The following is a 17764-nucleotide window of genomic DNA, read 5'->3' on the forward strand; positions in this document are numbered from 1 at the left end:
TTATTAGGGGAAGGGAGAGGACATCGGGTCCAAAGGATTGTCACCGTGGGTTGCGGCTGGAGATCGGTGCGGGTTTTGCAGATCAGAAGGATCTGGGGTACAAAGTTGAAAATTTCGACTGTAGATAATCTGAGTACCGTCAGGAGAGGGTATGTTTAGCTTGGCTCAATGGCCTGTTTTTCTGGGTGTTATACTGCTTTTGGGCGGATGTGCTGCAGGTCGGAATTCTTCGCCGATGATGATTTTCGAGCGCAAGGGGGTCGCTGAACCAACAATAGAGGCTTTCCAGTACTGTCACGGCTATGGTTGTCAGACCAAGGTGGAGCTTTCCCTCAATGAACTGGAAAAATCGGGACTTGTTGAAGCTTTCGGGATAGCCGCAACGCCTCGGGAAGAACGCGCGGCCATGGCGCGGGCGGTTGCCTATATGGAAAAACTGAACGGCCCGAAAACCGGAACCGACAAGGATATCGGCGGAACTTTCACGGGGTATGGCGAACCCGGGCAACTTGATTGTGAGGATGAAGCGACAAACACGACGACGACGCTGATCTTTCTCCGCGACCTTGGTTTATTGAAACATCACCGCCTGCGTTCCCAGGTAACCAGAGGTTTTTTCTTTGGCGGATGGCCACATACCTCGGCAGCAGTGATCGAGATTTCTTCCGGTAAAAGCTATGTGATTGATTCCTGGTTTGAAAACAGCGGAGTGGTCCCGCATATCGTGCCCTACGACATATGGTCATCCGGATGGGACCCGGCCAAGGATGGGCCGATCGCTGAAGAGACCTTCTGATTTGGGATGAAATTGTAGTGTGGATCGACTACAGATGAGGAGGAAGGGGGGCTGCCTGGGTTCTGTTTCTCGTCCGTTCCCTATAAAATGATGAAACGATACCCACCAATAATTTCTCGAATTCAACGAGGAGCATTAATGCTATCGCGGCTGCGACCACCAACACCCAGTCTTTTAACGCCAAGGAAGATAAACCGAAAATTTGCTGTGATAGCGGCAGGTATGTAAAACCCAGTTGTATGAGAATCACCAGTGTGATTGCCAGGAGAGATGGCTGGGCTCCCCGGAACATATTTTTTCTGAAAATGCTCTGATGCAGATATCTGCAGTTCAGAAGATAAACGGCCTCGATCATGACAAGGGTGTTGACGGAAACTGTCCGTGATAACTCAAGTGAAGCTCCTGAACTTTGGTAATGGGAAAAAAGGCCAAAGACTACGACGGCTGTCGCGATGCCAACCAGGAATATCCTGAGTAAAAGACTGAAGGTAATCAGGCCCTGTGTTCGCGATCGGGGAGGCAACCGCATGATATTTTGATGCGAGCGTTCAAATGCCAAGGCCAGTGCGAGGGTCACTGCGGTGACCATATTTACCCAAAGAATCTGGGCAGTCGTAATGGGTAAAAGACTGTTCAAGAAAATAGCAGTCATAATGACACCAGCTTCTGCGAGGCTTGTCGGCAGAACGAAAAGAATAGATTTCACAATGTTGTTATAGACGGTTCGGCCTTCGGCAACGGCGTTGGCGATCGTGTTGAAGTTGTCATCCAGCAACACTATGTCAGCGGCTTCTTTTGCTGCATCTGTCCCACTGTGCCCCATGGCGACACCAATATCTGCTTTGCGCAAAGCGGGTGCATCATTTACCCCATCCCCTGTCATTGCAACGATATGTCCACATCGTTGCAATGCAGCAACCAATTGGAGCTTGTTTGTCGGGCTCGTTCTGGCAAAAATATCTACTTCAGTGACAATTTTGGTTAAATGTTCGACTGGTAAGCCCTCAAGATCCTGCCCAGTGAGGGATTTTTCTGCCTTAAGGCCTAACTCGCGACCGATAGCTACTGCCGTTAAAGCATTGTCTCCGGTGATCATTTTGACTGTGATTCCGGCAGCATGGCATCGTTTTATACTGTCAATGACTTCTGGTCTTGGGGGGTCGCTAATTCCCACCAGGGCGAGGAGGGTCAGGTTGCTCTGAATGTCGTCGTGGGATAACTCTGTTCCGTTTCGGGCAGGCGTTTTTTGTGCCAGGGCCATTACACGCATACCGCCCCCGGCGAGCTCTTTTAAGGTGTCTTGCCAAAAGTCAGGGTTGATGGGTTGCGTTTCGCCGCATTCTGAAAGTTGAAAGCGACTATACTCTATGAGTTTGTCTGGTGCGCCCTTTATAGAAATGATTGCGTGTGTGGTCGGGTTTTGGTGCAGGGTCGCCATGTAGCGTCGTTCAGTTTCAAAGGGCAACTCATTGATTTTTTGCCATTCCCTGTTGCAGTTTTCGGGACTTAGCCCGTGCTTTCTGGCGAGGGAGAGTAACGCGCCTTCGGTCGGGTCTCCATGAAGAACCCATTCGCCGTTCTCTTCGGAAAGGTGGGAATCATTACATAACAGGGCGACAAGTGCGGCATTATCCAGGCTGATATCTCGGCTGTCAGTCGGAAAATTTAACGGCTGTTTATCCGTTGATGTGTTCTCTATGGTGCCGATGGGTCTGTAGCCTTCTCCTGAAATAGAGTATTGCCCAAATGGTGTTACTATGGCCCGCGCTGTCATCTGGTTCGTGGTGAGAGTACCTGTTTTGTCAGAACAGATTACATCGACTGAGCCAAGTACCTCGACGGAGGGAAGGTGTCTTACCAGAGCTTTGTTCTTTGCCATCCGCTGGACCCCAATTGCCAGAGCAATTGTCACGACTGCGGGGAGTCCTTCGGGGATTGATGCGACAGCGATGCCGATCGCCGCTTGCAACATTTCCGTCAGGGGCTGGTTCTTGATAAAAAAACCATAGAGAGTTGTAGAAATAGCGACGAAGAGAATGCCAAGACTGAGCAGGAAAGCAAATTTCTTGAGCTGTTGTTGCAAAGGGGTAAGAGCTAACGTGGTATTCTGAACCAGTGTATTTATGGTGCCGATTTCAGTGCTATTGCCTGTGCGGCAAACGATGCCGCGAGCCACCCCAAAAGTACTCATTGTACCAAGGAATGCCATGTTTGTTCGTTCTGATAGCTCGGTATTCTGCTCCTTTATTCCGGTTGTCTTCCTGACAGGTTTCGACTCACCCGTCAGGGCAGATTCATCGCAACTCAAGTCTTTGCAATAAAACAGTCTGATATCCGCAGGAACCCGGTCGCCTGCCTGTATCAGTACGACATCCCCAGGCACAAGTTCGGAACTGTTTATGGTGTTGGTGGCGCCATCGCGAAGGACCAGGCAGCGGGTCTGTGCCATCGACTTTATTGCACGCAATGCGGCTTCAGCCTTACTCTCTTGAACAAAGCCGACGAAACCATTGATCAAAATGACTGCAAAGATCACACCGCTATCTACAAAATGCTGCATGGCAAGACTGATTACGCCACTGGCAATCAAGATATAGATCAGCACGTTGTTGAACTGGGAAACAAAACATTTCCAGGCTGGAAGCGGAGGTGAGACGGGAAGTTCATTCTTCCCATAAATCACACGTCGGTCTTCAGCTTGTTGGAGGGTTAAACCTTGTTCAGATGTTTCCAGATTCTCAAAGAGCGCTTCTGCAGGGTGTGCATGCGCAAAAACGAGAATATCATCTCCATGTTGCTTTGTTTTGCGAAGGCCGGGATCATGAGACTGCATTGATTATCAAGCTCTTGAATAGAACAGGTGTCTGGGGAGCGGGGTGTTTTTATTCAAGTGCTTTGATCAGGCGGGATAGAATGACCTGCCGTTGTTTGTCGCTGTTGGCTTTGTCGAGAGCTGTGCGAACATCGAGGCTGAACTGTGCAAGATCATTATGCCAATCCGGTTTTTCAAGTGAACTGGATTCAATTCGGCGGACTGTTTCCTGTTGCCGAGTTTGTTCTCCGATTACGGAGAGATTGTAACAGTCGTCCAGCTGCGGAATGATAACTTTATCTGGTGCCAAGCCTGTTTCCAGAAGTGTTTTTTTCATGGCAGCTAAAGCATTTGTATTGCCATGCGTCAGGAATATCCTCTGTTTTACTGGTAAACGATCACGGACCCACTCTAGTAATTCTTCTCCATCTGCATGGCCGGAATAGCTGTCTAGTGTCCTGATGTTGGCTCGCACGATGATTTCTTCGCCCTGGATTTTTACTTTCTCTACACCCTGTTGGAGAAGCCGGCCGAGAGTACCTTCTGCCTGGTATCCGACAAGCAGGATAGTAGACTGCGGGCGCCAGAGGTGGTTTTTTAGATGATGCCGGATCCGCCCCGCATCACACATGCCTGATGCCGCAAGAATGATTGCGCCACTGGAAAAGCGGGCAATGGCTTTGCTTTCCTCTACCGATTCAGTGAAGTGAAAGCTTGGATTGTTAAAGAATCCTCTATGACTGCCAACGTCTTCCAGTTGTTGTGCGTGATCTGTGAAAACCGATGTGACGCGGATGGCAAGCGGACTGTCGATGAAAACCGGTGTAGGTTCTATCACGTCACTTTGAAGGAGAAGTGAGAGATCATTCAGCAGTTCTTGCGTTCGTTCTACGGCAAAGGAGGGAATAAGCAGACTACCCCCGCCGCTCATTGCATCCTGAATCTCTTTGGCCAGCAGATCCCGGCGTTGTTCGGGGGTATAGTCCGTACGTTTTCTGCCGCCATAAGTAGATTCACAAAAAACATAATCAAAGTCGCTCGGTGCATCCGGGTCAGGGTGAAAGGATTTGTGTTCAGGCCCTATGTCGCCAGAGAATAACAGGTGCAAAGGTTCATCATTTTCCTGGGTATCTGGAATTTTGAGTTCAATCGATGCTGATCCCAGTATGTGTCCTGCATTCCAAAAGCGTGCTTGGATTCCTGACACTTCAAACCATTTTTCATAAGAAACAGTGTTAATTTGCTGCAGACAGTTTTCGACATCTTCTTTGGTGTAAATAGGTTCGACTACTGGTTTGCCTCTTTGCCGATTTCGGAAATTGAGCCGCTTTACCTCGCTTTCCTGAATATGCGCGCTATCAGGAAGCATATAGCTGAGTAGATCCCGGCTTCCGGAGGTCATGAATATTTCGCCCTTGAACCCCAGTTTTGTCAGCTTCGGTAGCAGTCCGGCATGATCTGTATGGGCGTGGGTTAAAAATACAAAATCAATCTCTTCCGGTTTGAAAGGAAAAGCCCCGTAATTGAGCTCTTTTACGGTCTTGGATCCTTGGAACAGGCCACAATCAACCAAGAACTGGCGCTTTGGAGTCCGGAACCAGTAACAAGAGCCTGTTACTGTACCTGCTGCACCACAAAATTGGATTTTTACAGACATTTTCGCAGGCTCCTCCTTGTAATGTTCGGACAATTCGGCAGAAGTATTATTGTCAGATATTACCCTGTTACAGGCGGGCTGGCTTTGCGTTATGTCAATTTACGGGATAGGGAGAACAGGAGGTATTTCTTCCTGCGTGGATCGTGTCGTCAAAAGGAAGTTACATGCGATGACCCAGATTTTCCGGAGGAACGAGCGTTGTAATGCTGGCTGTGGCCAAAAGAATTACAACAACCAACAATATTTCGCACCAGATAGACCGCTGCAGGTGCTGAATTGCAAGCGGGCTTCCCCGACTGATCGAGGGGACCAGATACAATTTGTTCAGTCCAGCAACACCAAGCAACAGGCCGACTATCCCGATTTTACCCAAGAGTACCCAGCCGTAAGCCGTGTTAAAGAGCCCCTGAAAACCGCCAGCAATAAACCATGCCATCACAGCGCCGGAAATCAGCAGCAAGGGGATAAGCCAACTGGCAACACGTCCAAAATGTTCAAGGGTTGGAGCGGCACTGGCCGGGGCTTTCTTCAAAAGCATAAGAAGCGGAGCAAAGCTGCCTGCCCAGAAGCTGGCCACAACGAGATGAAAAAGTATCAGGGTTTTGAGGAGAATTTCCGGGCTGTAGAGGCTAGTGTGCCCGGTTAATACATAAGAGGTCAGGATTAGCAGCAGGCCAATTATCGAGAGAGACGATATCGCGGTTGTCGTTCCTGATAAGGTGAAGAGCAAAAAACCCAATGCCAATAACATGGAAAGTTTGCCCGCATCAGAAAACAGGACAAGTTGGACCAGTTGCAGATCAGCAAGCGCGGTGATTTCCCCGCCTCCCAGCCAGATGGTATTGGTTGCAAGGCTGAGAGCGACAAAAAGGATGCCACAGAGCGAAAGCCTTCGGATCAGCCTGAATATCTGGTTTTTGATGAGGATGATATCTGCGGAAAAGATCAAAGAGAAAATCGTGCTGCCACAGGCAAAGAGACTTAGCCCATACAAAACGGCTTTTTCACCTAGTAACAGGAGCTCGATCAGTGTGTCTGAAAACATTCGGGATGTCTTTGTTAAGGCTTGATCGTAAAGCTGAATGATCCTTTGGTCGGGTGACCATCGCTTGCCAGACCGCGCCAATTCACCTGGTAGGTGCCAGTTTCAAGTATGGGCAGGGATACAGAGATGGCCGATGCCGGTTCGATATTCTGCGCGTTCTCCAGGGGGATCTTATCTCCTGCGGCTGTTTCCAGCTTCAAAGAGGTTAGGCGTACGGGAGCAGGGAAAGTAAGGGTGATCTGTTTTGGGGGAGTTGAAAGGACAGCTTGGTCAGCTGGTTCACTCATCACCATTTTCCCATGGGCGAAGGTGTGTGTCGGAAGAACAGTGGCAAAAAATAGGATGCAGAGGATCCTGAAGGATTTGAACAATGGGCTTCTCCTGTAAGTCTGGACTACCAAGCCTAAACCTTCTCCTAGCGGGAAGGTCAACAGGGGTAAATCTTGTCGGGAACATTTCCATTGCCTGTTTTTCTGTGTATAGAGTGCGCCATTGCATCAAGTCATAAATTAAAGATTCGGATTTGCTTCTGTCAGGTTGTTCCCGGGTCCCTTAGTCAGGAGGGATTGTATGAGTTTTCTCGCTTCCAAAAAAATCACTGCTGTGCTCGGACCGACCAACACCGGGAAAACCTTTTTGGCCATGGAGCGCATGCTCGGCTACAGCTCGGGCATTATCGGTTTTCCCTTGCGGCTGCTTGCTCGGGAAAATTATGACAAGGCCGTTGCAATCAAAGGCAAAAATAACTGTGCGCTGGTGACCGGCGAAGAAAAAATTCTGCCCAAAGGAGCACGGTATTTTTTCTGTACGGTTGAGTCCATGCCGCTGGACAAGCTGGTGGAGTTTCTGGCTGTCGACGAAATCCAGTTGGCGGCGGATGAAGAACGCGGCCATATCTTTACTGATCGCTTGCTGCACGCGCGGGGGACGGCCGAGACCATGTTTATGGGATCGAGCACCGTCCTGCCGCTGCTGCGCAAGTTGATCAGGGATATCGAACTTATCGAGCGGCCCCGCTTTTCAAAATTGACCTATGCCGGGAGCAAAAAAATCATCCGCTTGCCGCCGCGAACGGCAGTTGTGGCATTCTCGGCGGCTGATGTTTACATCCTTGCCGAGACGATGCGGCAGCACCGGGGAGGGACCGCGGTGGTTCTGGGGGCGTTGAGCCCCCGTACACGCAATGCCCAGGTGGCGATGTTCGAGAATGGTGAAGTTGATTATCTGGTCGCAACCGATGCCATAGGCATGGGGCTCAATCTGGATGTCAATCACGTGGCCTTTGCCCGCATGGAAAAATTTGATGGCCGGGTCTCGCGTAGATTGATGCCATCCGAGATCGGACAGATTGCCGGTCGTGCAGGACGTCACACGCGGGATGGTACCTTTGGGGTGACGGGCAATGTCAATTCTTTAAGCGAAGACCTGATCGAACGGGTGGAAAATCATATCTATGATCCGCTTAGAGTTCTCTTCTGGCGCAATAGGGATCTGGATTATCGTTCACCAGAAAGCTTGATGCAGTCGCTGGAACAGAGATCAGATGATTCTGTCCTGATGCGGGTTCGTGATGCTGATGATCATCTGGCTCTTGCCGCACTCATGCAAGAAACAGCCGTTCAGGAGAAGGCAACAACACAAGCATCGGTTAAGTTACTGTGGGAAGTCTGTCAGATCCCGGATTTCAGAAAAATCCTGACTGATCAACATATTCGGTTGCTTTCTCAGATATATCATTATTTGATGAGCAACCGTGGGCTGTTGCCTGATGACTGGGTTTCGGGACAAATTCGGCGGTTTGATCGCATTGACGGGGATATCGACACCCTGGTGTCGCGAATATCCCATATCCGTACCTGGACCTACATCAGTCACAGGGCGGACTGGTTAGAGGATAACGAGCATTGGCAGGGCGAAAGCCGTGCGATAGAAGATCGGTTATCAGATGCATTACATACCCGTCTCACTCAACGTTTTGTTGACAGGCGGGCAACGACATTAGTGCGGAGCCTCCGCGCGGGAGAGAGTATAGTGGCGGCGGTTAAAGCGAGCGGAGATGTAATTGTCGAGGGAGAACTCCTTGGACGGATTTCCGGATTTGCCTTTGTCTTAGACGAAAGTCTGCAGGGCGGTGATATCAAGACGGCCCTTACAGCGGCGCGGAAAACCCTGATGGCGGAAATGCCAGCCCGGGTGAGCATGCTGGAAGATGACAACGACGGTTCTTTTCTGCTCAACGATGCCGCAGAACTGACCTGGCGTGGCGTGGCGGTTGGCAAGCTTGTTAAAGGCGACATTCCGTTAAATCCTCTTGTCGAGGTCTACAGCACAGAGTTTCTTGACGGTCCGATGCGTGAACGCGTGCGGGTCCGCCTGAGCGGGTGGCTTGAGCGCCATCTTCGTGCTCAGCTCAAACCGCTGTTCTTCCTGTCGGAGGCAAAGCTCGAAGGGGCTGCCCGCGGTATCTCTTTCCAGGTTCTCGAAGGGCTGGGGCTGGTGCCACGGCATCTGTTGCGAGATCAGATCAATGGCCTGAGCAAAATTGACCGGAAGGCTTTGGCTGATCTGGGATTGCGGCTGGGCCGTGAAAGCGTTTATCTGCCTAATCTTAATCGTCCTCGTCCCTGTCGGATCCGGGCATTGCTTTGGGCGGCCTGGAATGAAATATCTGTGCCAGAGCTGCCGGATTTTGATCTGGTCAGCTTCGAGCCACAAATGACGCAAAGCGACAGCTTTTGCGGGGCCGTCGGGTATCGTCGGCTTTCTGATCGCAAGGGCAAAGAGCTTGTTCTTCGGGCCGAAATTCTGGAACGATTGTCTCACGAGGCTTACAAACTGTTGCGCTTGAGCAAGGAAACTGCCGAACCCAAGCCTGAGAAAGCCAAAAAAGAAGCTGTGGTGACAGGTGTTACGGAAATCGAAGTGCCTGTGGCTGAAGCGCCACTGGTCGAGAATGCAATTGCAAGTGACACCACCCCGCAAACCCCGCTTTCTGATGTCGTTGACGAGACGGTCGCAAGTCCGGCCGATGAAGTTGTCTCTGTAAAAAAAGAAGGCAAGCCGGATAGTGCTCTGGAACTTCCTGCTGGCTCTTTTGTCATTAGCAGTGAAATGCGCAAGGTTTCAGGTCTTGAGGATCAAACAATTGCGTTCGTTCTGAAAACTCTGCGCTTTCAGCCAAACCGGTTGAAAGGTGGCGTGACAACCTTCAGTCTTCGAGGACCGAAGAAGCAGGATCCCAAGAAGAAAGAGGCCCGCAAGAAACAGGTTGAAGCAGAAAAGGCCCGTATGGCAGATTCTCCTTTTGCTGTTTTGCAGGATCTTTCCTTTAACCGCTAAGGTCTGTAATCGTGCCGGAGACGGGACAGAAAACGGGAGCCGAAACCCTACGGATTGATAAGTGGCTGTGGTACGCCCGCTTTTTCAAATCCCGTAGCCTGGCGAGTGAAGCCTGCAACAGCGGGCGGATTCGTGCGGGTGGGGCCGCGGTTCGCAAATCTAGTCACGCTGTTCGTATCGGCGAAGTTTTGACCTTTAGTCAAGGCCCCCATATCCGGGTGATCAAGATACTGGCGCTTGGCCAGCGCCGTGGGCCTGCCCCCGAGGCTCAGCTACTGTATGAAGACCTTGAGCCGCCGCAAAAGAAAACCACAAACACCTTTCCAGCCGAAGGTGGCGTGCGTGAAGCCGGGAGCGGGCGCCCTACCAAAAAAGATCGCCGAGAGACCGACCGTCTGCGCGGTGAGTGAAACTGTTCACGGCGGTTTGTTCTCTAGATCCGGGTCATGATGATGCCTGTTGCAATTGCACAGGCAGAGAGCCATCGCAGAGGCCCGGTCTTTTCTTTCAGGAAAATTACGGCAATTAACATAGCAAAGAGAACGCTGCTTTCTCTTAACCCTGAAACCAGAGCAATGGGGGCTTTTGTCATGGCCCATATGGCGATCCAGTAAGAGCCCAGTGACAAGCTCCCTGCAATCAACCCGGTTTTCCATTCCGGCAGGGTTTTTGTAATGGCTTGTTTGCCCCGGGTTGCTATAGCAAGGATCAGCATGCACATACCGTCCCCGGCAAATAGAACCAGAGTGAATCCTGAGGCGGTTAGTGCCTCACGTGCGCCGATACCGTCAACCAAAGTGTAGGCCGCGGTAAAAAAGGCAGTACCCAGAGCAAAGAGCAAGGCAATACCGGATAAACGGGTGCTGTTTTTCTGGGGGGCAAAAGCCATCACCATAATGCCAAGGCCAATTGCTACGATCCCGAGGCTTTTGGATAGCGTGAGGATCTCGCCAAGAAAGAGGGCGCTGACGATGGAAACAATCAGAGGTGCTGTGCCACGGGCAAGGGGATAGATCTGGCTGAGATCCCCGAGTTGATAGGCTCTGATCAGAAAGAGTTTGTAACCGACATGCAGAACGATAGAGGCAAGAAGCCAAGGGAGGGATTGAAGAGAAGGCAGGGGGAAAAAAGCCAGCAGCCCCAGTGAAATGACTCCCTGGACGAGGGATAGGAGTAGAATAGAGGAAAAGCGATCAAGGCCGACCTTGATGACGGCGTTCCAGCTGGCATGCATTACGGCTCCCAGCATGACAGCAATAAAGACATGACTTTCCATCAGTACATTTCCATCAGGATTTTTTCTCACATTTTTGAGGCTGTCTAGATTTAACGCCTTTGTGTTAAAAGAGGAAATCGATAATTATTCTTTCGTATAAGCGAAAAACTCACATGAATAGATCCGGATTACCTCCGCTCAATGCTTTGCGGGCATTCGAAGCTACTGCCCGTCGGGGGCGCATGATTGATGCCGCGAATGAATTGAATGTTACCTATGGCGCCATTAGCAAACAGGTTCGGCATCTGGAGAGTGTCTTGGCTGTTCCTTTGTTCGAGGGCCCCCGGAATTGTCTGAAATTGACGACAGCAGGGCAAAAGCTGTTGCCGCAGCTGACAATGGCATTCGATCTGCTTGAACAGGCCGTTGAGAGTGTGTCAGAGCAGAAACCGGAACCCCTTGATATCGCCTGTATCGGAACTTTTATGATGCGCTGGCTTTTGCCACGGCTTCACCGTTTTTCAGTACTGCATCCGGAAACTGAAGTTCGGATGCGAACCTTGAAAGAACCAGCATCTTTTGGTCCGGGCGGGTATGATCTGGCAATCGTCGTTGGGGCGATGGAAGATTCAGCCCGGTTTAACTCAACTCCCCTTTTTGAAGAGACCGTTGGGCCAGTCATGACCGCGGAATTTGCAGAAAGATATTTCGTGGATTGTGCGCGTGTTTTCCCTTCGGAACTTCCGTTGCTCCATACCCTAACCCGCAAATCAGCCTGGCAGGACTGGGCACTGTTTAGTGGTATCCGGGTGTTGCAGGCAGAGGAAGGGACCGAGTTCGAGCATTTTTACTTTATGCTCGAGGGGGTTCTGGGGGGCTTGGGCGCAGCTATCGCCCCCTGGGTATTGGTAAGTGAAGATGTTAAAGCCGGGCGGCTTGTCGCGCCATTTGGTTTTGTCTCAAGTGGGCAGACCTATCGGATATTATCCCGGGCGGGTTCCCGAAGCGAAGAGAAGCAACGGAAAAAACAGGCGTTTGTTTCATGGATAGCTGCAGAAGCAGAGGCCTCACCGCTCTGGAGGGGAGAAGGTGCGCTTAAAGATAACGGATAGATTATTGGCTGGCATCGCGACGACCCGTTCCAGATCAAATCCCTGTTCGTTCGCCACGCGCTGAACATCTTCCAGTGAGCGGATGCCCCATTCTTTATTCTGATTACGTAAACTTGCATCAAAATTGAGGTTGGATGGTGCCGTCGGAACGCCATCCTGAAAGAAGGGGCCATAAAGATAAAGCGGGGAGTCCGGCTTCAGAATGCGGGCCATCCCGGCAAATAGCCCACAGGTGGCGGCCCATGGCGCTATGTGAAGCATATTGATGCAGGCCGCAGCATCCGCCTGTTCAAGCGGCCAGTGGTTACTTGTTGTATCAATATGGACCGGAGGCAAAAGATTGTCAGCCCCAGCCTCCTGCAGGTAGGCTGTAATGTCCGGGAAATTGTCGCGACTGTATTCACTGGTTTGCCAGCGCAGGGGAGCAAGCTGTGGACCAAGCCATGCTGCATGTTCGCCAGTCCCGCTGGCGATTTCAAGCAAGAGACCTTCCTGTGGCAGGATATCACGGAGTACGGCCAGAATAGCCGCGCGGTTACGTGCGGTTGCCGGGGCATGCCGTCGGGGAATACTCTTTGACGGAAAGTTGTCGCTCGAGGTGTTGCTTCTGGGGGTGTCGGTCATTAAGTTTGACTTTAATGGGCTGGTTCGTTTGTGCAAACGAGAGAAGGTCGGGGCGAGAATTTCTGATAAATGATTTTATAAAGGTGACACATTGCTCAACCGTATCAAGGAACTTTTTACAGGCGCTTCAGAGGCCGCGGGAAAAAATGTCGGACGAACAGGAGATGTCAAAGTAGCGGCTGCAGCCCTGATGGTTGAGGCGGCACGAATGGATGAAGATTTTGGCGAAGATGAGCGGAAAAAAATATTCCAGTTGCTGGAAATGCATTTTGGCCTGAGCCGGGAGGAAAGCGAAGATCTTTTGAATCTTGCCGAGGAAAAAGCAGGTGAATCCAGCCAGCTTTTTGGTTTCACACGCTTGCTTAAGGAGAGCTATAGTCTGGAAGAACGGATCGGTGTGATGGAAATGTTGTGGGAGGTGGCCTATGCAGATGGTGAACTTCACCATTTCGAAGCCAGCTTGATGCGACGAATCGCCGGATTGCTCTATGTGCCTGATCACGATAACGGTAACGCCAGAAAAAAAGCACTTGCCCGATTGGGATTGACGGGGTAGGGGCTAACGGAATAATCGGGTGTACCCGGAACAGGTGTGATCCTGCAGTGTGATGTTTCGCAGGAAAAGCGGACCTGGAAGATCTGGTCAGGAGCCAAAGTGGAGATTAGAAGATGACCTATGTCGTCCTCGAAAATTGCATTAAATGCAAATATATGGACTGTGTGGAAGTTTGCCCGGTAGACTGTTTTTACGAGGGCGAAAACATGCTGGTCATTCATCCTGACGAATGCATTGACTGTGGTGTATGTGAACCTGAATGCCCGGCAGAGGCCATTTTGCCCGATACAGACCCTGCTTCTGAAGCCTGGATGGATCTGAACCAGAAGTATGCGGAAATCTGGCCAAACATTACCCGGATGGGTGAAAAACCAACCGATGCTGATGAATGGAATGGTGTTGCCGGCAAGTTTGACAAGAACTTCAGCGAGAAGCCGGGAAATACGGACGGCTAACCTGATGTTCGGGTCGAATCGGGTTTAAGCGAAGCTATCCGGAAGTATTCTGTTTCAATGCGGTGGGTCACTACAGTGGCTCTGGTCACGTCACCTCGCGGCGGGACGGGGCGGCGCATGTGCAAAATGCGCGGCAGGCATGCTCTATGCGAATGTTGAATTTCCCCCCAGAATCGTGTATAACAAAGCTGTAACGAACGGATAACAGCGGTAAAGTTGTGGGAAAATTTTATATTCCCCAATTCGAACGTTTCCAGGTTTTAGGGTAGTTACTCTCCTCGCCATCTCGAAAAAAGATGTCGGCGGGGTTTCTATGCGCGTTTGGCATATTGGTTGCGGTGCGATGCTCCGCAACGACGGGGTCTTGAAGCCGTAATGTGCTGATCTGAACATACACCTGAAAGAATTCAGGCGGTCAAAACGGAGAGAAGAGATCTAATGGGCAAGCAAACAGAATACAGTGCCGGTGATTACGTGGTTTATCCTACACATGGTGTTGGACGTGTTCAGGGCATCGAAACCCAGGAAATTTCTGGTGTTACTCTTGATTTGCTGATTGTAACTTTCGAGCAGGATCGTATGACCTTGCGGGTTCCGCTGATCCGTGCTGAAAGCTCTGGCCTTCGTAAACTTTCCAGCCGTAAGCTCATGGATGACGCCTTGACGACCCTGAAAGGACGTTCGCGCGCCAAACGTACCATGTGGAGCCGCCGGGCCCAGGAATATGAAGCCAAGATCAATTCAGGCGATCCTGTTTCTATCGCCGAAGTTGTTCGTGATCTTCACCGTGGTGCCGACCAGCCGGAGCAATCTTTCAGTGAGCGTCAGATGTATCAGGCTGCTCTTGAGCGTCTTGCACGGGAACTTGCAGCCGTCGAAGAGATCGATGAAGATTCAGCCGCTGTAAAACTTGAAGAATTGCTTGCAGCAGCCTGATTTTCCGGGGAACATAGAGGCGCGGTTTTCGTTTTGCGGAGCCGCGCTTGATTTTTCTTCGCTTTAACCGTCCGCAATGTCGGGCATAAAGCCGGAAAGTCAGTTGGTGGCAATCTTGCTGTTCTGAACAGATGTCCCTATTCCTTTTCGCGTTATGCGTGAAACAGCGCTGGCCGTGGAGTGGCGATAAATCTCAGGGGGATCAAAGCAAGATTGGCAGCTGTCTCTGGAAAGCCAGCCTTTCTGAACAGTTCTGCTTCTATCCAGCCGATTATTCCTGCTTTAGATCAGGACAGGGGTGACCTCCCAGCAAATGGGTGATCTGCAAAAATTCGCAGTTATGACCGCCACTCACCGGATGTGGGCTATCAGTGCCATTCATGGCGAAGTCGGGAAATTGCGGCATATCCATTCAGCCTTGGAAGGCCGTCTCAAACGCGGCGATAGAGTGGTCTATCTCGGAAATTTCATGGGGCGGGGTGCCCATATCAGTGAAACCTTGGATGAACTTGTTTCTTTCAGGCGGTTTTTCCTTGCCCGGTTTCAGAATTTTACCCGTGATATTGTCTATCTGCGCGGGGCGCAGGAAGAGATGTGGCAAAAGCTGCTCCAGCTGCAGTTTGCAACAGATCCCCGGGGGGTTTTGAGCTGGATGATTGATCAGGGGGTCGGAGCTTCGTTGTCTGCCTATGGCTTTGACCCAGACGAAGGTTTTCATGAAGCGGCTGCAGGCGCCATGCAGCTGACCCGCTGGACCAACAAGGTACGCAGGGCCATGCAGGAAAGGCCCGGGCACTATCAGATCATGGGTGAACTCAAACGCGCGGCCTATCCCGACAATGGGACAACACTTTATGTGAACAGCGGCATCAACCCGACGCGTCCACTGGAAACCCAGAAAGATAGCTTTTGGTGGGCCAGTAATGGCTTTCTGAAGCTGAACGAGAATTTTGGCCCCTTCACGCGAGTATTCAGGGGCTATGATCCTGCCCAGGCAGGGGTCACTTATAACAAGCATGCCGTAAGTCTGGATGGAGGGTGCGGTTTTGGCGGAAATCTTGTCGCAGCCTGTATCCATCTTGACGGAGAGGTTGTCGAAATACTAGAGAGCTGATGCCCCGCCTTGACCAAATCTGTTCTGGTCAACGATCAGATTTTCAGGCAACAGCTATCCTTTCAGGCCCGAGGGTTATCGACGCGTCTGGCGTCGGCTGAGTGGCGGGACGGACCCGACCGTCTAGGGGTGTGTTCTCTTGCTTTTTGAAGAAGCTAATCGTTGCGGGGAGAGGGGGGTGAGGTCAGCTCATAAACTTCTGTTGTGTTTTCCCGCCCGCGCAAGGCAAAGGTGCCTTTCAGTGTAGTGATCAGTGTTGTGGTGTTGGCAAGAAGATCCCGTGTTGCCGAGGAAATCAGTATTTTGGCCGAATGTGTGCTGTCCGAGAGAGTCTCTTTTGCCAGTGCTTCCAGGCGTTGGGCCGTATTGACGGTATCACCGATCAGGGTGTAGTTCACCCGCCCCTTTGCGCCGATATTCCCGGCAATAGCGGTTCCACTGTGAATGCCGATCCGGATCTGGATTGGCAAGAGGCCAGCTTTCTCACGCGCAGCATTATCCCTGGCCAGAGCGGACTCGATTTTAATCGCCGCACGACAGGCGAGAGCGGCGTGGTCTTCCTGATTGGAGGGGGCGCCCCAGAAGGCCATGATCGAATCACCAATGTATTTATCGATGGTGCCTGCCTCGCTTTCGATACACTCGCCCAGCAGGCTGAAATGATGATTGAGCAGCTCGGCCAGCTCGGCAGGTGGCATGGATTCACTCAGGCTGGTGAAGCTGACAATGTCGGTGAACATAACGGTGGTGTCCCGTTCCTGGGAAAGGATACCTTCGCCATCAAGTTCCATCAGCTGTTTGACCAGCGTTTTGGGAACATAGTTCTCGAACCACTTGAGGCCACCCAGCATGGAGTTATAGGCATTGGCTGCGATGTCGAGCTCGCGGAACATGCTGCCGGGCAAACGCTCGGCATGTATCAGATCAAGATTGCTGATCTGCTGTGATGCCCGGGACAGGCGCAACAGGGGCTGGGCAATAAAACGTCCGGAGAGAAATATCAGGGCAACGGAAATCAGGGCAATTGCCAATGCAGTGAAGCCGGTGAGGTAGAGGCGCTCATAATAGCCTTCAAGCTCTCCCTCCTTGAAATAGATGCCCAGCGTCAGGTCGTCAAAGCCGTAGTCGGAAAAACTGGTGTGGAGAAAGGTAATCTCGCCGGAGAAAGAGTCGACCAGGTGCCCTTTGATCGTTCCGTCCCCGAGGATCTCGTTAAACTCGACCAGGGGTTCATCCCAGATAAGGCGCAGGTTGCCGTCGATCACCTGGTCCAGGTTGGGCAGGGGATTGGCAGCCGTCAAACCGGAGCGGCTCATATCAATCAGCGATGGATGGGCTAGTACCATACGTTTGTTCAACAACAAATAGGTGTGGTTCCCCGTATCCTTGTCCAATTTGTCCAGATACTCCGAGAGCGAACTGATCGAGATAATGGCCGCAATAACCCCGATGTATTCTTTATTTTGATAAAGCGGATGATAGACAGCGATATGAGGTTCTGCTTTTTCTTCTATCCAGACGATCCCCCCCCACTGAACGCCTTTTGCGGTGCTCATTTCATAAAGTGTCTGGGTGAAAAGGTCGTCGTAGGCTTGCCGATTTTTGTCGTTCTGGCTGAGGAAGGCATTCTTGCTGAGCCACCCGGCCCTGATGGAGGTTCCATCCAGCTTCATGATTGCCATCCCGGTGACCTGGGGCGTTGCTGCCAAAGCCCCCTTGATGGTCTGGATCACGGCGCTGCTGTCATCCGGATCGAGCAACCCCTGTTCGACCAGATTGGCCATATAGGCAACCTGGTTGGCGGCTGTGTTCAGCTTGTTGTCAAGGTGCGAGCGGATAGAACCAAAACTGATTTCCGTAATCTCTTGCGTGAGGGAAAAGGTATTGTCTCTGGCGGTATGCAGTGAAAGCCAGATAACAATTGCCAGTGCCAGCATGGTGATACCACCAAAGCCGAAGGAAAGCGCAACTGCAATTGATGGACGCCATCCCTGACTGCCGATAGCACAGTCTATTTTTGGGGTCGGTTTGTCCTTGCCCGATTGGTCTCTATAGCGGGTGTTTTTATCGGGTGGTGTATCGATGACAGTTGCCAAGAGGAT

15 protein-coding genes are annotated in these 17764 nt (G+C 51.3%); 8 read left to right on the forward strand and 7 right to left on the reverse strand.

Annotation, left to right across the window (positions count from 1 at the left end; genetic code table 11):
• The first annotated feature begins 151 nt into the window (after positions 1 to 151).
• Positions 152 to 796, forward strand: a complete 645-nt coding sequence (locus O4H49_RS11700) for a hypothetical protein (protein ID WP_269423600.1) — start codon at positions 152 to 154, stop codon at positions 794 to 796.
• A gap of 28 nt (positions 797 to 824) precedes the next feature.
• On the opposite strand, the gene O4H49_RS11705 is transcribed toward O4H49_RS11700, so the two are convergent.
• From O4H49_RS11705 to O4H49_RS11720, 4 genes are all read right to left on the reverse strand, one after another.
• Positions 825 to 3629, reverse strand: a complete 2805-nt coding sequence (locus O4H49_RS11705; protein WP_269423601.1) for a cation-translocating P-type ATPase — start codon at positions 3627 to 3629, stop codon at positions 825 to 827.
• Between the two features lie 49 nt (positions 3630 to 3678).
• Entirely contained in the window at positions 3679 to 5265 is a 1587-nt protein-coding gene (locus O4H49_RS11710) for an MBL fold metallo-hydrolase RNA specificity domain-containing protein (protein WP_269423602.1), read from the reverse strand.
• Positions 5266 to 5425: 160 nt separating this feature from the next.
• Entirely contained in the window at positions 5426 to 6310 is an 885-nt protein-coding gene (locus tag O4H49_RS11715) for a copper resistance D family protein (RefSeq protein WP_269423603.1), read from the reverse strand.
• Positions 6311 to 6324: 14 nt separating this feature from the next.
• A complete protein-coding gene (locus O4H49_RS11720) occupies positions 6325 to 6603 on the reverse strand; it encodes a copper resistance CopC family protein (RefSeq protein ID WP_269423738.1) in 279 nt (92 codons plus the stop codon).
• A gap of 277 nt (positions 6604 to 6880) precedes the next feature.
• Between O4H49_RS11720 and O4H49_RS11725 the strand changes: the two genes are divergently transcribed.
• Together O4H49_RS11725 and O4H49_RS11730 are read left to right on the forward strand one after the other, a co-directional pair.
• Positions 6881 to 9649 (forward strand): helicase-related protein, encoded by a 2769-nt coding sequence (locus tag O4H49_RS11725; protein ID WP_269423604.1) that lies wholly within the window; start codon positions 6881 to 6883, stop codon positions 9647 to 9649.
• A gap of 11 nt (positions 9650 to 9660) precedes the next feature.
• A complete protein-coding gene (locus tag O4H49_RS11730; protein ID WP_269423605.1) occupies positions 9661 to 10059 on the forward strand; it encodes an RNA-binding S4 domain-containing protein in 399 nt (132 codons plus the stop codon).
• 23 nt (positions 10060 to 10082) lie between these two features.
• Here O4H49_RS11730 and O4H49_RS11735 read toward each other — a convergent pair whose 3' ends face one another.
• A complete protein-coding gene (locus O4H49_RS11735; RefSeq protein WP_269423606.1) occupies positions 10083 to 10925 on the reverse strand; it encodes an EamA family transporter in 843 nt (280 codons plus the stop codon).
• Between the two features lie 113 nt (positions 10926 to 11038).
• On the opposite strand from O4H49_RS11735, the gene O4H49_RS11740 reads away from it, so the two are divergent.
• Positions 11039 to 11977: a LysR substrate-binding domain-containing protein gene (locus tag O4H49_RS11740; RefSeq protein ID WP_269423607.1), complete on the forward strand. Its 939-nt coding sequence runs from the start codon at positions 11039 to 11041 to the stop codon at positions 11975 to 11977.
• On the opposite strand, the gene O4H49_RS11745 is transcribed toward O4H49_RS11740, so the two are convergent.
• The gene (locus O4H49_RS11745) at positions 11933 to 12601 is read right to left on the reverse strand and encodes a DUF938 domain-containing protein (RefSeq protein WP_269423608.1); all 669 of its coding nucleotides are present in this window, start codon (positions 12599 to 12601) and stop codon (positions 11933 to 11935) included. The two genes, O4H49_RS11740 and O4H49_RS11745, sit on opposite strands and share 45 nt — an antisense overlap.
• A 91-nt stretch (positions 12602 to 12692) precedes the next feature.
• On the opposite strand from O4H49_RS11745, the gene O4H49_RS11750 reads away from it, so the two are divergent.
• From O4H49_RS11750 to O4H49_RS11765, 4 genes are all read left to right on the forward strand, one after another.
• On the forward strand, positions 12693 to 13157 hold the full coding sequence (locus tag O4H49_RS11750; RefSeq protein ID WP_269423609.1) for a TerB family tellurite resistance protein: 465 nt from the start codon (positions 12693 to 12695) through the stop codon (positions 13155 to 13157).
• Positions 13158 to 13270: 113 nt separating this feature from the next.
• Complete coding sequence (gene fdxA / locus O4H49_RS11755; protein ID WP_269423610.1) at positions 13271 to 13612, forward strand: ferredoxin FdxA; 342 nt, start codon at positions 13271 to 13273, stop codon at positions 13610 to 13612.
• 438 nt (positions 13613 to 14050) lie between these two features.
• Positions 14051 to 14548, forward strand: coding sequence for a CarD family transcriptional regulator (locus O4H49_RS11760; protein WP_020590721.1), 498 nt, complete (start codon positions 14051 to 14053; stop codon positions 14546 to 14548).
• A 298-nt stretch (positions 14549 to 14846) separates the two neighbouring features.
• Positions 14847 to 15662 carry a hypothetical protein gene (locus O4H49_RS11765; RefSeq protein ID WP_269423611.1) on the forward strand — a complete coding sequence of 272 codons (816 nt, stop codon included), beginning with the start codon at positions 14847 to 14849 and terminating at the stop codon, positions 15660 to 15662.
• Positions 15663 to 15817: 155 nt separating this feature from the next.
• Here O4H49_RS11765 and O4H49_RS11770 read toward each other — a convergent pair whose 3' ends face one another.
• Positions 15818 to 17758, reverse strand: a complete 1941-nt coding sequence (locus O4H49_RS11770) for an adenylate/guanylate cyclase domain-containing protein (protein WP_269423612.1) — start codon at positions 17756 to 17758, stop codon at positions 15818 to 15820.
• Between the last annotated feature and the right edge of the window lie 6 nt (positions 17759 to 17764).

Source organism: Kiloniella laminariae, assembly GCF_027214005.1.
GTDB classification, from domain to species: Bacteria; Pseudomonadota; Alphaproteobacteria; order Kiloniellales; family Kiloniellaceae; genus Kiloniella; species Kiloniella laminariae_A.

What these genes read in the sequence shown, in the direction of transcription:
- O4H49_RS11725 (WP_269423604.1), top strand. Translation starts at nt 6,881, where the DNA reads ATGAGTTTTCTCGCTTCCAAAAAAATCACTGCTGTGCTCGGACCGACC.
- O4H49_RS11705 (WP_269423601.1), bottom strand. Translation starts at nt 3,629, where the DNA reads ATGCAGTCTCATGATCCCGGCCTTCGCAAAACAAAGCAACATGGAGAT.
- O4H49_RS11760 (WP_020590721.1), top strand. Translation starts at nt 14,051, where the DNA reads ATGGGCAAGCAAACAGAATACAGTGCCGGTGATTACGTGGTTTATCCT.
- O4H49_RS11735 (WP_269423606.1), bottom strand. Translation starts at nt 10,925, where the DNA reads ATGGAAAGTCATGTCTTTATTGCTGTCATGCTGGGAGCCGTAATGCAT.
- O4H49_RS11720 (WP_269423738.1), bottom strand. Translation starts at nt 6,603, where the DNA reads ATGGTGATGAGTGAACCAGCTGACCAAGCTGTCCTTTCAACTCCCCCA.
- O4H49_RS11745 (WP_269423608.1), bottom strand. Translation starts at nt 12,601, where the DNA reads ATGACCGACACCCCCAGAAGCAACACCTCGAGCGACAACTTTCCGTCA.
- O4H49_RS11710 (WP_269423602.1), bottom strand. Translation starts at nt 5,265, where the DNA reads ATGTCTGTAAAAATCCAATTTTGTGGTGCAGCAGGTACAGTAACAGGC.
- fdxA (WP_269423610.1), top strand. Translation starts at nt 13,271, where the DNA reads ATGACCTATGTCGTCCTCGAAAATTGCATTAAATGCAAATATATGGAC.
- O4H49_RS11700 (WP_269423600.1), top strand. Translation starts at nt 152, where the DNA reads ATGTTTAGCTTGGCTCAATGGCCTGTTTTTCTGGGTGTTATACTGCTT.
- O4H49_RS11740 (WP_269423607.1), top strand. Translation starts at nt 11,039, where the DNA reads ATGAATAGATCCGGATTACCTCCGCTCAATGCTTTGCGGGCATTCGAA.
- O4H49_RS11715 (WP_269423603.1), bottom strand. Translation starts at nt 6,310, where the DNA reads ATGTTTTCAGACACACTGATCGAGCTCCTGTTACTAGGTGAAAAAGCC.